This window comes from Prevotella sp. HMSC077E09, from assembly GCF_001814685.1.
Lineage (GTDB): Bacteria > Bacteroidota > Bacteroidia > Bacteroidales > Bacteroidaceae > Prevotella > Prevotella oris.
This window is the reverse complement of the sequence record NZ_KV817517.1, coordinates 45,935-59,526: the sequence shown is the minus strand read 5'-3', so window position 1 is coordinate 59,526 and position 13,592 is coordinate 45,935. Positions and strand designations below refer to the sequence as shown.

The window sequence follows — 13,592 nt, the reverse complement described above, 5'->3', positions numbered from 1 at the left end:
AACGAATATGAAGAAATATATATTGATGCCTCTGCTGGCTTTCACTGCATTGTCAGCAAACGCACAGGACTTCGACTCTAAACCGACCGTTACTATCGACAATAAGACCGAAGACCTTCATTTCACAGTAGGAGCTCGCTTCATGGCCGATGCTGCCTATTATCATACAGACTTCACCCCAATGCAGAGCGGAGCAGCTATCACCGACGCACGTATCCGCACCTCGTTGACCTACCAAAACTGGTATTTCTATGCTGACTTCGGCTTCGGGGGCGGTAAGTTCAGCCAGAAAAACATCTTCCTGCAGTATGCAAAGGACGATAATAACGGTGGTCGTCACGCCATAAAAGGTGGCTATTATAACGACCCCGCAGGTTCAATGGCACGCAACACGTCACTCGGCAGCTATCATTTCATCTCGCGTGCCGGTGCAGCCAATGCACTCGGTGAAGGCCGTGAGCTTGGTATCACCTATAAATATACCAATGATCACTTCTTTGCCTATCAGGGTGTATTTACCGAAAACCAATATAACAAGATTGACGCAGGCTACAATGGACTCGTGCTTGCAGGACGCTATCTCTATCGTCCTGTCATCGATGAGAACCAGACTTTAGCCGTAGGTGGTAACATTCGCTATCAGCATGTGGGTGGCGGTGTCACTGAAAACAATGTGCTGAAGAAGACATTGAAACTCGGACAGACCATGGAAACTTTTGTTGATGAAGACGAACAGTTTGTCTCTTGCGAACTGCCTTGGGCCGAGAATGTGCTTGATGCAGGTGTGGAAGCACTCTATCACAACCAGAAGATGTTCGTCCGTGGTGAGTATATGTACAAGCACGTTACGAAGAAACGCGACTCAAAGACACTCTTTGATGCGAGCAACAACAACATTGACACCTGGGGAACACTTGATGCTTGGATTGCAGCCAATCCTCTCCGCGCCAACAACTTCCATGGGGGATATATCGAAGCAGGCTATATGGTCTTTGGCAATCCTTACAGCTACGACAAGAACGAGGGTGTACTTCGGGGATTGAGTGGCCGCTCACTCGAGATTGTCGGCCGTTTCAACTACACTGGTCTGAACGATATCGTGAAGGGAGAATACTACTCTGCAGGCCGCAACCAGTACTATCCGGACGGCTATATGGCCGACTGGCCTTACAAATCTACCAGTGTTGGCGGTGGCACAGTGCGTTCTTATACCCTTGGCTTGAACTATAGTTTCAACAAGTTTGCACAGGTGATGGTCGACTATACCTATCATCATCTCACCAAAGACTTCCTGCCTCACGACAAGAACTTCCACGAAGTCCAGGCCCGTTTGCAGTTCGTATTCTAAAGTTTCATCCTTATAGGTCAGTCTCTTTCTCTCTTTCATCTTCATTATGAAATAGGAGTAGGGACACGACCTCTACTTTCTAAAAATACATAGTGCCAGACAAGATTATTGTCTGGCACTTTTTTTATTCAATGATTTCCAATCACCTTCTATTGGGTTAGGTAGGAAAGAGATCCCCCTTGATACGAAAAAGACCTTGCAATGGATGAACCATTGCAAGGTCAAATATAGTCAGCTTTCTTGCTTCTTCTTCTATGGAAGAGCAAAAGAGGCTTTCAACTTTAATCTTACAGCTGTGGACCTGCAGCAACGAGTGCCTTACCTGCTGCGTTGCTTTCATACTTCTTGAAGTTCTTGATGAAGCGGGCAGCCAAATCCTTAGCTTTCTCTTCCCACTCAGAAGCATTCTTGTAAGTGTCGCGAGGATCGAGGATTTCAGTTGCCACACCCTCCAACTTCGTTGGAACTACAAAGTTGAAATAAGGAATAGTCTTTGTAGGAGCGTTGTCAATTGAGTGGTTCAAGATGGCATCAATGATACCACGTGTGTCGCGGATAGAGATACGTTTGCCCGTACCATTCCAGCCAGTATTAACCAAGTAAGCCTTAGCGCCACTCTTTTCCATCTTCTTCACCAATTCCTCAGCATACTTTGTTGGATGCAGTTCGAGGAAAGCCTGACCGAAACAAGCAGAGAATGTCGGTGTAGGTTCTGTGATACCACGCTCTGTACCAGCCAACTTTGCTGTGAAACCAGAGAGGAAGTAGTACTTCGTCTGCTCTGCGTTCAAGATGGATACTGGAGGCAATACGCCGAAAGCATCAGCTGAAAGGAAGATAACCTGCTTAGCAGCTGGGCCTTGAGACTCAGGACGCTGAATGTTCTTGATGTGGTAGATAGGATAAGAAACACGAGTGTTCTCGGTGATGCTCTTATCACAGAAGTCAATCTTGCCATTCTTGTCAACGGTTACGTTCTCAAGAAGAGCGTCGCGGGTGATAGCACCATAGATGTCTGGTTCAGACTCCTTGTCGAGGTTGATAACCTTTGCATAGCAGCCACCTTCAAAGTTGAAGACGCCCTTGTCATCCCATCCGTGCTCGTCGTCACCGATGAGTTTACGCTTAGGATCAGTTGAAAGCGTAGTCTTACCGGTACCTGAGAGACCGAAGAAGATAGCGGTGTTCTCACCGTTCATGTCGGTGTTGGCAGAGCAGTGCATAGAAGCCATGCCCTTCAATGGCAAGAAGTAGTTCATCATAGAGAACATACCCTTCTTCATTTCGCCGCCATACCAGGTGTTGATGATTACCTGTTCCTTTGAAGTTACATTGAAGACAACAGCTGTCTCAGAGTGCAGACCGAGTTCCTTGTAGTTCTCAACCTTTGCCTTGGAAGCATTGTAAACGATGAAGTCAGGCTCCTGATCGAAGTCAGCCTCATTCTTCGGACGGATAAACATGTTCGTAACGAAGTGAGCCTGCCATGCAACTTCAACGATGAAACGGATTTTCATGCGGGTGTCTTTGTGTGTACCGCAGAAACCATCAACCACGAACAAGCGCTTGTTGGAAAGTTCTTTCTTTGCGATTTCCTTAACAGCAGCCCATGCTTCTTTAGTTGCACGATGGTTGTCGTTGTGGTATTCTTCAGAGTCCCACCATACTGTATCGTGAGAAGTCTCATCATCAACGATGAACTTGTCCTTAGGAGAACGACCTGTGTAGATACCTGTCTTAACGTTGATTGCGCCAAGCTCTGTTTCCTGACCTACCTCAAAACCTTCGAGACCTTCTTTGGTCTCTTCGTTGAACAACACTTCATAAGAAGGATTGTAAAGTACTTCTGTAGTACCTGTGATACCGTACTTTTCAAGTACAGACTTGTCAAACTTTGCCATTTCTAAAATGTATTTAAGTTATGAAATTAAGTTTGTGAATGATTTTATCTTTGAATTTTATCACCGCAAAGTTAAAGAAAAAAAGAATATATGCCAACATTCAATCTCGAAAAATAAGCGCTTTTGCATCCTTTTTAGGTTAAAGATATAAAAAAAAGCAGCCCTGAAAACACATTTGCAAAACTCACTTTGCAAAAGCGGAGAGAATTACATAACTTTGCACAAATCATTTAATACGATCTATGAAAATTGTAAATTTCTCCGAGCAAAACAGCATCATCAATCAGTATCTGGCCGAAATGAGAGATGTTGACTATCAGAAAAACCGTCTTCTTTTCAGAAACAACATTATGCGCATTGGCGAATTCGAGGCTTTCGAAATATCGAAGACGCTCAGTTATGAAGCCAAGGATGTCACAACTCCATTAGGTGTTTCACGCATTAACGTGCCTACCGACAAGATTGTTCTTGCCACAATTTTCCGTGCCGGCCTGCCATTTCACAATGGTTTCCTCAACATTTTCGACCATGCCGGCAATGCTTTCGTGAGCGCTTATCGCGAATATAAGGATGCCGAGCACCATGAGGTTGGCATTCATGTCGAATACCTTGCCACACCGAATATCGATGGAAAGACGCTCATCATTGCCGACCCGATGCTTGCCACGGGTGGAAGTATGGAATTAGGCTATAAGGCTTTCCTCACCAAAGGCACGCCGAAGCAAATCCATGTATGCTGTGTCATCGCCTCTCCTGAAGGCATTGACCATATCAAGAAAACCTTCCCCGAGGATAAGACCACGATTTGGTGTGCAGCCGTAGACCCTGGAATGAACGAACACAAATACATCGTTCCCGGATTTGGTGACGCCGGCGACTTGTGCTACGGCGAGAAACTGTAAGGCTACCCACAAATCCTTGCAGCCTCTATACAATTTTTCCCGAAGATGATTTCTGGGGAATCCGAAGATAATTTCTGGGGAAATGGTATAGAATAAGGTTCAAATCGAACTGCATCATATATTGCAATCCACCTTTCAGCATTGTGTTTTTCTGTTCAGTTTTATTTCGAGAAGCTATTTATTATCCTTTTCTACAGAGAACACACAATGCTCGAACCTTTGTTTTTCCCATGAAAATGGCACGCAAAGGCGTAGGAATTAAAGGATGTAAATATTATGGTTTCTCACTGACTAAAAGCATCTGTTTTTATTACAAACACCCTTTTAAGAGTGGCCTTGCTGGAAAATAAAAAACAGCAGGACGCAAACAGCCGAGTTTTGAGCCCTTTAAGGATATCTCTGATAATCAAAGAGATAAGACAATTTGAATGTAATCGACTGTAATTTCGACATAGAAAAACGCTGTATTTTGACGCATTTTACGGCCTATTTTGCGTCATGTCGCACGGTATTATGATGCATCTGAGCGTGTGAAATGACGCAAATTGCAGTGCAATCTGCTGAATATTGGATCGCATTGTCAATGAAATCCTCTTTTTTACTCCATTTTCTTGCTTTTGATTTTCTATTTGATGATTTTTCAAAGGCTGTTTTTATGTGTATGAAAGTTTACAAAAAAGCAATGCAACATGATTGTTTTTCCTCACCTTAAAATCCTCTTTAATCTTTGTTCTTATAGTTTCTATTTCATGCGTTACATGCAAAAACTTGAGGGATAAACATGGAGTGAACAGAAAAATAATTATCTTTGCAGAAGATATAACGGCCTTTGTCAGTATGAAATCAAACTGTCGTAGCGGCCTGTCAACAATTTCCATATAACAGGAAAAAATACATGATATTATGCAAGAAACAAGACAAAATCGTATATCAAGACTCCTTCAGAAAGAATTGGCAATAATCTTTCAGGAGCAAACTCGTATGATGCATGGCGTTATGGTGAGTGTTACGCGTGTGAAAATCAGTCCCGATTTGAGCATCTGTACGGCTTACCTAAGTGTCTTTCCAAGTGAGAAGGGCGAAGAAATCGTCAGGAATGTCACGGCCAACATGAAGACGATACGCTATGAACTGGGGCGCCGTGTCCACAATCAACTGCGCATCATTCCTGAACTTCGCTTCTTCATAGACGACAGTTTGGATTATATTGAGAGGATAGATGAATTGCTGAAAAAGTAAACTAAGGGTATAAGAGGAGGTTAAGCGAGTTTTTCTTTTATGAATTTCCCTTTATATGTTGCCAGACGCTATCTCTTTTCGAAGAAGAGTACGAATGCTATCAACGTGATATCTGTTATCTCGGTGATTGGAGTTGCTGTGGCTACAATGGCACTCGTGATAGTGCTTAGCGTCTTCAATGGATTTCACGACCTCGTTGCTACGTTCTTCACAAACTTCGATCCACAGCTCGAAGTGGTGCCTACGCAGGGTAAAACCGCCCCGAGTGACGACCCTTTATTAGCGAAGATGAAGGCTTTGCCCGAGGTTGATGTGGCGACAGAGAGTGTGGAAGACCAGGCTTTGGCTATCTATCAAGACCATCAGGCGATGGTTATCGTTAAAGGTGTCGACGATAACTTCGATCAGTTGACCCACATTAAAGACATCTTGTTTGGCGACGGTACGTATAGTCTGCACGCAGGCAACCTGCAATACGGCATCATGGGCATCAGATTGGCTGCTGCTTTGGGCACAGGTGCACGCTTTGGAGACTATCTTCGCATCTATGCTCCACAGAAAGAGGGGCAGTTTGACGCCACTAATCCAAGCGAAGCCTTTGTTGTTGACTCACTGTTGTCGCCTGGTGTGGTGTTCTCGGTCAATCAAAGCAAGTACGACAAGAACTATATCATTGCACCGATAGCCTTTGCCCGCAACCTCTTCGGGCAGCAAGGACGTCTTTCCTCGCTTGAGTTCAGACTCAAAGATGGTAGCGACCTTGATGCCGTGAAGAAGGAAATGCAGGAGATTGGAGGTACAAAATATAAGGTGATGGACCGCTTTGAGCAGCAGGCCGACACCTTCAAGATCATGCAGATTGAGAAATATATCGCCTATATCTTCCTTACATTCATTCTTATTGTGGCATGCTTCAACATCATCGGTTCACTCTCGATGTTGATTATCGACAAGAAAGAAGACGTGGTTACACTGCGTAATCTCGGTGCCAATGACCGTCAGATTTCACAGATTTTCTTGTTCGAAGGCCGTTTGATTTCGGCTTTCGGGGCAATTATCGGTATTGGATTGGGGTTGCTACTCTGTTGGTTGCAACAGCAATATGGGCTTGTATCGCTCGGCAGTAGCAGTGGGAGTTTTGTTATTAACGCCTATCCTGTCAGCGTTCATTATGATGATGTGGCGCTGATTTTCCTCACAGTGATTGTTGTGGGCTGGGTAGCAGTGTGGTATCCGGTGAAGAGAAGCCTCACCCCCAACCCCTCTCCAAGGAGAGGGGAGTAGTAGACAGCGTCTTCTTGAGCACATTACACATACGCTTGTTCTGAATAACTTTAGTATGTAAACAATTCTAACGGCCTTGGCGATCTGTACGTTGTCAAATAAAAGTACACTGCAGAATAGCTCCCGTGTGGAGGAACAACAGGCTTATCATGCGGAACACGATATCGCTGAAGAAATTTCTTAGCATCGATTATTTATTAATAAAGCGTAATGGCGTGATATTAAACAAAATCGTTTCCTTTCTTCATCTGAACTTCGGCCACATACTTGCGGATAAGTGCCGAGGAGTCTTCTTTTTTGCAAATCAGCAGTACATTGCCTTCTTCGGCGACGATGTAGCCATCCAGCCCGTTGATGACCGCTAAACGATCTTTAGGGATTTTGATGATGTTGTTGTGGGAGTTCTCTATATAGACATCGGAATTGATGATTACATTGTCGTCATCTCCTTTCTGAGAGGCCTCGTAGATGTCATGCCATGTACCCATATCGGCCCATCCGAAGTCGCATTTCTTCAGATAGACATGGTCGGACTTTTCGAGTATGCTGAAGTCGATGGAGAGGTTGGGATAGGAAGGAAAGTTTTCTTTCATGAAGGCTTCTTCAGCAGTAATGGTCCATTCGGGGTTACTGTCATCGAAAGTTCGCAGCACAGGGGGGAGCTGATTACTGAGACTTTCTTTGAGGAAATGAACATTGGAAAGAAAGATGCCCGTATTCCAATACCATTCTCCGCTCTCCATGAGCATGTGTGCAAATTCGCGTTTGGGCTTTTCTATGAACGACTGAACTTTGAAAATATCATCAATTCCACTGTGTTCGCCTAACTGCACATAGCCATATCCCGGTTCAGAACGTGTGGGCCTGACGCCCATGGTGAGCAGACAATCGTTGTCACTCACAAACTCAAGAGCTTCCAATAAATCGCTTCGGAACACATCTTCATTGAGAACGGTTTGGTCGGAAGGTACAGCTATCAGGCAAGCATCTTTATTGATGTGGGCAATGCGGTGGGTGGCCCAGGCTACGCTTGGTGCTGTGTTACGATAGATAGGCTCAGCCATGATATGGTCATCAGCCACTTCTGGCAACTGTGCGTGAACTAAGTCAAGATATGTTTCGTTAGTGTTGATGTAAATATTCTCCTTGGGAAGAATCTTCACAAAACGTTCAAAGGCCTGTTGAAGCTGTGTGCATCCCACGCCAAAGAAATCGATGAACTGTTTGGGAAAATGTTCTCGACTGCATGGCCAGAGTCGGCGCCCTTTTCCACCAGCAAGAATCACACAGTAAAAGTTGGTTAAGGTCTTGTTCATTGTAAGTTCCTTATTTATTTAACGAAGTTAGATATTAAAAACGTAAAATCAAAGTCTTTTTGCTTTTTTATGGAAACCTTACACAAAAAGAACACTTTTATTCTCTAAATATTTGGCAGTTCAGAAAATAGTTGTACCTTTGCAACAACTTTGAAAAAGCGTTATGCCCAGATGGCGGAATCGGTAGACGCGCTGGTCTCAAACACCAGTGGAGCAATCCATCCCGGTTCGATCCCGGGTCTGGGTACTACAAATCCCTTGTAAATTACTGATTTGCAAGGGATTTTTCTTTTTCGGCATGTACTAAAAGTGTACTTTCTAACAAAACCATTTGAAAGCTGTATTTTTATAGTTTATCGCCACTTAGATTTATATTTAATTAACAACAATTCTTCCCTTTTATTCTGTTTCATTCCCTTTCTTGGCTTTTTCTCCAACGAATGCCCTATCTTTGTAAACAATACCTATCTTAGAAAATTGCAAAAATGGAAAATGACAATCTAAAGATACAGCTTGACAGTATTCAACGAATATTAAGCTATTGCATTACTCAAACCTACAATGTGCTCATTGGAAATATTCTGAGGAAGAAAGGTTGCATCAACAATATACAGTTCAAAGAGATTTTGCAAAAAGAATATATCAGAGTAACTGATGAACTTTCTTCTATTTATCTGAATTTTCCTGCTCTTGCATGTGTAGAGGAATATTACAACGATGATGACTTTTTGTGGGAAAGCTCCTTCTTTGAATCACTGACCAAAGAACAAAAACAGAAATATGCCTCATTCTCTGTATCTTCGTTTGAATATGCGAAATACATTGAGACACACACCTTATATAATGATGTCCTGCCGATGTTCTCGTATCTTGTTGATGCAATTCTATATGAACGATACGCAAAATATCTCATGGCAGAAATAGAACGAATTGAATTGACAGAGGTACAAACTGATCGGTCTCGCTCTTCTGTCTTGGTAAACGATGAACCATGTGAGCAGAAAAAGAAACCTGTCATCGTTGGTAAAGGAACAAATCCATTCCAATCCGATTTTACAGATGAGCAAATTGAGATTCTTACCGCTTGCATCAACGAAATCCAATTATTCACGACCCACATATCTGCCAAGATACTCAAAGACTTTTTTGCTTGTAAACTAAAAGGTGTTTTGAAATCAAACAACAATCGCCAGCTGGCATATCTTATGCAAAGTCTTAATCTTCGAGGATTCATTACTGATGAATGGCAATCTGCGATTGCGCGTAATGAACTTGTCTTGGGAAAAACAAAAGATACGACACTGACACGCACCGACCTTTCCACTGCAACAGACCAAATCAATATGAAGCAGCCGAAAGGATGGGAAACCATTGATAAATACATCAAACAACTGAAAAAAGGTTGAGCATAGGTTGATACCTCAAACATTGCTCAACGTCATTTACTTTTATCGTTTCTAATTTTGCCCTCGTTAACAAATAATTAACGAAGGTGCACCTTCATATTGTTTAATTCAAAATGTTTTCAATATGAACAAGACATTAGAAACTCGAGTTGAAGAACTCGAACAAATGGTATTCATGAATAAGAATGTGTTGAGTTTTGAAGAAGCCAGCAGATTTTTAAACCTCTCAAAGAGTTATCTCTACAAACTCACATCGGGCAATCTGATTCCTCATTATAAGCCACAAGGTAAGATGCTTTATTTTGAGAAAGCAGAACTCGAAGCATGGCTGCGTCAGAATCCAATCAAGACTTCTGCGCAAATAGCCCAAGAAGCACAGAGATATATTATGGGTAGCAAACCTTTAATGCAGAAGTAAGGCTATGGAAAACGAGAATTTCATTCGTGTTGGTACAACATTGTACAAGATTGTGAATCAACCACGCATCAATGGCGGCTTTGCCAAGAAGCGTATAGTGTGGAATAATGAAACGCTACGCCAGGACTATGGCAAGGATTTTCTGGCTACTGTTCCAAAGTACGATGGTTTCTGCACAGTTCCTAATCATGTCAACTACCAACCAGTGGTTGACAAGTTCCTAAATCTCTATGAACCGATAGAGCATCAGCCAAAAGAAGGAGATTTTCTGCATATTGAATCATTGATAAGACATATCTTCGGTGAGCAGTATGAGTTGGGCATGGACTACTTGCAGTTGCTCTATCTCCAACCAGTGCAGAAACTTCCTATTCTCCTAATGGTATCAGAGGAACGTAATACGGGCAAGAGTACTTTCCTTAATTTTCTCAAAGCTGTTTTCCAAAACAATGTAACGTTTAATACCAACGAGGATTTTCGCAGTCAGTTTAACGCAGACTCGGCAGGTAAACTACTTATTGTGGTGGATGAAGTATTGCTTAACCGTAGAGAAGATAGTGAAAGATTGAAAAACCTTAGCACAACACTTTCCTATAAGGTGGAAGCAAAGGGTAAAGACCGAGATGAAATCTCCTTCTTTGCCAAGTTCGTGCTATGTTCCAATAACGAGTTACTCCCTGTTATCATTGACGTGGGAGAAACCCGATATTGGGTCAGGAAGATAAATCGTCTGGAAAGCGACGATACTGACTTTCTACAAAAGTTGAAAGCCGAAATTCCAGCCTTTCTCTATTTCCTACAGCACCGCACATTATCTACTAACAAAGAGAGCCGTATGTGGTTTGCGCCCCAGCTGACCTTTACGCCAGCCTTGCAGCGCATTATCCGCAGCAACCGCAATAAGATTGAGTTGGAAATGTCCGAACTCTGTTTGGAGATAATGGAGTAGATGGTTGTTGCCGAACTTTCATTCTGTATCAATGATATGGTGTGCTTGCTGAACAACACAGGATGCAAGGCTGACAAAAGCCAAGTCCGCAGGATTGTGCAGGATATATGGAAACTCTCCCCTGCTTCCAACACGCTGACTTATCTCACCTACCAGATGGACTACAACAGTTTGCGAAACTACTCACCCATCAAGCGCACAGGCAGGTACTATACCGTAACCAAAGAACAACTCACAGACATTTAATCATTATTTTGATGAAATGATGAAAGGTATATATAACAGATTGATTGTCAATGCCTATTTGGTTCATCTTTCCACTCATCAGTATGAAAAAATGATGATAGGAAAAGACGATACTGGCCAAAAGAGAAATACATATTTTTCTTTTGGTAAGTCCGGTGATGAAACCATGATGAGCAAGTAATTTATTTGTTATGAAATGGTTACGTGCATTTTCATCAAATCATCAATTTTTCAAACCATCCAACTTCGTTGTAATATGAACATACAAGAAATTAAAACGATAAAGTTGCAGGATTTTCTTGCAAGTCTGGGATATACTCCCACTAAGCAACAAGGCAACAAGCTGTGGTATCTTTCTCCCTTTCGTCAGGAGAGCCATGCTTCATTCAAGGTAAACACCGATCGTAACCTATGGTACGATTTCGGTATTGGTAAGGGAGGAAACATCATAGATTTGGCAGAACTATTCTACAAATCCTCTGATGTGTCGTATCTCATTCGCAAGATAGAGGATAATGTTCCCAACTGTACGTCCACATTTTCTACATCATTTGCAGACATTAAGGCTGGACAGCGAACAAGCTCTTTTGAGAATTTACAAATACTTCCTTTATCTCACCCAGCTTTGACAAGGTATCTTCAGGACAGGTGTATTGACATAGAGGTGGCTGCCTCTGTATGTAAGGAACTTCATTATGATTCCAATAGCAGACACTACTTCGGTATAGGCTTTCCCAACATAGCAGGTGGCTATGAATTGCGCAATCCATTCTTTAAAGGCTGCATTGCACCGAAAGACATCAGCCACTTCTATGCCGACGAGCCAAAGAAAGCATATTTTCTTTTCGAGGGTTTCGTGGACTTCCTCTCATTCATGACACTGAAAAAGAAAGAGGATCCACAGAATACAAGTCTAAGGCAACAGGATTGTTTGGTACTCAATTCTGTGACGAATATTCATAAGGCAGTAGAAAGATTATCACGCTATGACAGCGTTCAATGCTTCTTGGACAATGACGATGCAGGAAGAAATGCCTATCTGCAATTATCAATGGAATTAAAAAATTCTGTTGCGGATGCTTCAACTTTATACAATGGCTACAAGGACTTAAATGAGTATCTGTGTGCCGAAGCCAAGCATTCAGAGAAAGCAGAAGTCAAGAAAGCCAAAGGGATTAAGCTATGATTGCGGGAATTGTTTTGCATGATATGTTTTTCGGGGAGCAAGTTTATGTTTTGGGCATACCAAAACCACTTGCTCCACCTCCTGACAGTCGTTGCAGAAGATTATCCCGCTGGTCTCCATCAAATCAAATTAAAGAAACAAGTATGATAAAAACAGAATATAAAAAAGGTGGTCGTCCAACCAAGGGCGTAGCCGAAAAGAAGAAATATCGTATCACGGTGAAACTGAATACGCAGGATTACTATACGCTCAAAGGCAAAGCCAAAAACGCAGGAGTAACCATGAGTGAGTTTGTAAGAAAAGTTCTTGATAAAGGAAATGTCATTGAACGACTGACCGTAGAGCAAGCAGACTTCATCCGCAAGCTGTGTGGAATGGCAAATAATCTCAATCAGTTGGCACATCGTGCCAATGCGGAAGGGTTTCATTCAGTTGCTCCTTTCCATAAAACCATTATTGGCAAGATTGATGAAATCCTAAATCTGATACGAAGATGATTGCAAAGATAATGAAAGGTTCGGGCTTCAAGGGTGTAATCAATTACATCCTTGACCCGAAGAAAGGAACGGAACTTATAGACAGTTCCGGAGTGAGAATAGACAGTATCAACCATATTGTCCAAAGTTTCATTGATCAGACGAAACTTAATCCACGAGTGGGTAAGGTTGTTGGCCATATCTCTCTGAGTTTCTCTGTGCAGGATTCTTTCAAATTAAGCAACGAGTTCATGGTACAGACGGCTCGTAAGTATATGGAGAAGATGGGGATAAAAGATACGCAGTATATTATCGGTCGCCATTTCGATAAGGAGCACCCACATATTCATATCGCTTTTAATCGGATAGATAACAACGGCAAGACTATCTCTGACCGTAACGACAGATTCAGGAGCGAGATGATTTGTAAGGAACTGACCACAAAATACAGTTTATACTTTGCCGATGGCAAGGAGAAAGTCAAGGAACACCGCTTGAAAGAACCCGATAAGACCAAATATGAAATCTATCAGGCATTGAAAGCAGAAATTGCTCGGTGCAGGAATTGGAAAGATCTTCTTGCTCACTTGAAAAAGCAAGATATTGATGTCCACTTTAAGTATAAAGGTAACTCGCAAGAAGTGCAGGGTATCATCTTTGAAAAGAATGGCTATCATTTCAATGGCTCTAAGGTAGATAGGAATTTCAGCTATTCTAAAATAGACTTTGCTCTGCAACAGAATAACAGGGAACACGAACAGCAGACACAAGGAATGATAAACCTCATATCTAATGTTGTAAGTGTTACGAGCGAAATTACCAACGACCTCATCGAAGGAGGATTGGGATTGTTCCAGACTCATGGTACTGTCCCTGCGGAGGTTTACAACACACTCGATAAAAAGAAGAAAAAGAAAAAAC

12 protein-coding genes, 1 tRNA gene and 1 pseudogene are annotated in these 13,592 nt (G+C 42.3%); 12 read left to right on the top strand and 2 right to left on the bottom strand.

Annotation, left to right across the window (positions count from 1 at the left end; all coding sequences use genetic code 11):
* Window positions 1-7 precede the first annotated feature (7 nt).
* The gene (locus HMPREF2983_RS03315) at window positions 8-1,348 is read left to right on the top strand and encodes a hypothetical protein (RefSeq protein ID WP_004375339.1); all 1,341 of its coding nucleotides are present in this window, start codon (window positions 8-10) and stop codon (window positions 1,346-1,348) included.
* Window positions 1,349-1,635: 287 nt separating this feature from the next.
* Here HMPREF2983_RS03315 and pckA read toward each other — a convergent pair whose 3' ends face one another.
* A complete protein-coding gene (pckA, locus tag HMPREF2983_RS03310; protein ID WP_070666761.1) occupies window positions 1,636-3,249 on the bottom strand; it encodes a phosphoenolpyruvate carboxykinase (ATP) in 1,614 nt (537 codons plus the stop codon).
* 242 nt (window positions 3,250-3,491) lie between these two features.
* Between pckA and upp the strand changes: the two genes are divergently transcribed.
* The 3 genes from upp (at window position 3,492) to HMPREF2983_RS03290 (ending at window position 6,674) form a co-directional block, all read left to right on the top strand.
* The gene (gene upp / locus HMPREF2983_RS03305) at window positions 3,492-4,151 is read left to right on the top strand and encodes a uracil phosphoribosyltransferase (protein WP_004375342.1); all 660 of its coding nucleotides are present in this window, start codon (window positions 3,492-3,494) and stop codon (window positions 4,149-4,151) included.
* A 903-nt stretch (window positions 4,152-5,054) separates the two neighbouring features.
* Entirely contained in the window at window positions 5,055-5,390 is a 336-nt protein-coding gene (rbfA, locus tag HMPREF2983_RS03295; protein ID WP_004375345.1) for a 30S ribosome-binding factor RbfA, read from the top strand.
* Window positions 5,391-5,429: 39 nt separating this feature from the next.
* The gene (locus HMPREF2983_RS03290; protein WP_070666760.1) at window positions 5,430-6,674 is read left to right on the top strand and encodes an FtsX-like permease family protein; all 1,245 of its coding nucleotides are present in this window, start codon (window positions 5,430-5,432) and stop codon (window positions 6,672-6,674) included.
* 221 nt (window positions 6,675-6,895) lie between these two features.
* Here the strand turns inward: HMPREF2983_RS03290 and HMPREF2983_RS03285 are convergent, their stop codons facing one another.
* Window positions 6,896-7,990, bottom strand: a complete 1,095-nt coding sequence (locus HMPREF2983_RS03285) for a mannose-1-phosphate guanylyltransferase (protein WP_070666758.1) — start codon at window positions 7,988-7,990, stop codon at window positions 6,896-6,898.
* 165 nt (window positions 7,991-8,155) lie between these two features.
* Between HMPREF2983_RS03285 and HMPREF2983_RS03280 the strand changes: the two genes are divergently transcribed.
* The 8 genes and pseudogenes from HMPREF2983_RS03280 to HMPREF2983_RS03250 all read left to right on the top strand — a co-directional run.
* Window positions 8,156-8,237: transfer RNA gene (locus HMPREF2983_RS03280), tRNA-Leu, on the top strand.
* Window positions 8,238-8,475: 238 nt separating this feature from the next.
* Window positions 8,476-9,396 (top strand): hypothetical protein, encoded by a 921-nt coding sequence (locus HMPREF2983_RS03275; protein ID WP_070666756.1) that lies wholly within the window; start codon window positions 8,476-8,478, stop codon window positions 9,394-9,396.
* Window positions 9,397-9,520: 124 nt separating this feature from the next.
* On the top strand, window positions 9,521-9,814 hold the full coding sequence (locus HMPREF2983_RS03270) for a helix-turn-helix domain-containing protein (protein ID WP_070666753.1): 294 nt from the start codon (window positions 9,521-9,523) through the stop codon (window positions 9,812-9,814).
* A gap of 4 nt (window positions 9,815-9,818) precedes the next feature.
* Window positions 9,819-11,009, top strand: a pseudogene (locus tag HMPREF2983_RS03265) (primase-helicase family protein).
* A gap of 16 nt (window positions 11,010-11,025) precedes the next feature.
* Window positions 11,026-11,190, top strand: coding sequence for a hypothetical protein (locus HMPREF2983_RS13930; protein ID WP_168166196.1), 165 nt, complete (start codon window positions 11,026-11,028; stop codon window positions 11,188-11,190).
* A 75-nt stretch (window positions 11,191-11,265) separates the two neighbouring features.
* Window positions 11,266-12,195, top strand: a complete 930-nt coding sequence (locus tag HMPREF2983_RS03260) for a toprim domain-containing protein (protein ID WP_070666751.1) — start codon at window positions 11,266-11,268, stop codon at window positions 12,193-12,195.
* A gap of 143 nt (window positions 12,196-12,338) precedes the next feature.
* Window positions 12,339-12,692: a plasmid mobilization protein gene (mobC, locus tag HMPREF2983_RS03255; RefSeq protein WP_070666748.1), complete on the top strand. Its 354-nt coding sequence runs from the start codon at window positions 12,339-12,341 to the stop codon at window positions 12,690-12,692.
* Window positions 12,689-13,592 (top strand): relaxase/mobilization nuclease domain-containing protein (locus HMPREF2983_RS03250; protein ID WP_070666743.1); only part of this gene is annotated, 904 nt, incomplete at its 3' end. The genes mobC and HMPREF2983_RS03250, both read left to right, overlap by 4 nt.

Excerpts from the sequence above, each read along its gene's own strand:
- HMPREF2983_RS03315 (WP_004375339.1), top strand. The coding sequence starts at position 8 with ATGAAGAAATATATATTGATGCCTCTGCTGGCTTTCACTGCATTGTCA.
- pckA (WP_070666761.1), bottom strand. The coding sequence starts at position 3,249 with ATGGCAAAGTTTGACAAGTCTGTACTTGAAAAGTACGGTATCACAGGT.
- upp (WP_004375342.1), top strand. The coding sequence starts at position 3,492 with ATGAAAATTGTAAATTTCTCCGAGCAAAACAGCATCATCAATCAGTAT.
- rbfA (WP_004375345.1), top strand. The coding sequence starts at position 5,055 with ATGCAAGAAACAAGACAAAATCGTATATCAAGACTCCTTCAGAAAGAA.
- HMPREF2983_RS03290 (WP_070666760.1), top strand. The coding sequence starts at position 5,430 with ATGAATTTCCCTTTATATGTTGCCAGACGCTATCTCTTTTCGAAGAAG.
- HMPREF2983_RS03285 (WP_070666758.1), bottom strand. The coding sequence starts at position 7,990 with ATGAACAAGACCTTAACCAACTTTTACTGTGTGATTCTTGCTGGTGGA.
- HMPREF2983_RS03275 (WP_070666756.1), top strand. The coding sequence starts at position 8,476 with ATGGAAAATGACAATCTAAAGATACAGCTTGACAGTATTCAACGAATA.
- HMPREF2983_RS03270 (WP_070666753.1), top strand. The coding sequence starts at position 9,521 with ATGAACAAGACATTAGAAACTCGAGTTGAAGAACTCGAACAAATGGTA.
- HMPREF2983_RS13930 (WP_168166196.1), top strand. The coding sequence starts at position 11,026 with ATGATGAAAGGTATATATAACAGATTGATTGTCAATGCCTATTTGGTT.
- HMPREF2983_RS03260 (WP_070666751.1), top strand. The coding sequence starts at position 11,266 with ATGAACATACAAGAAATTAAAACGATAAAGTTGCAGGATTTTCTTGCA.
- mobC (WP_070666748.1), top strand. The coding sequence starts at position 12,339 with ATGATAAAAACAGAATATAAAAAAGGTGGTCGTCCAACCAAGGGCGTA.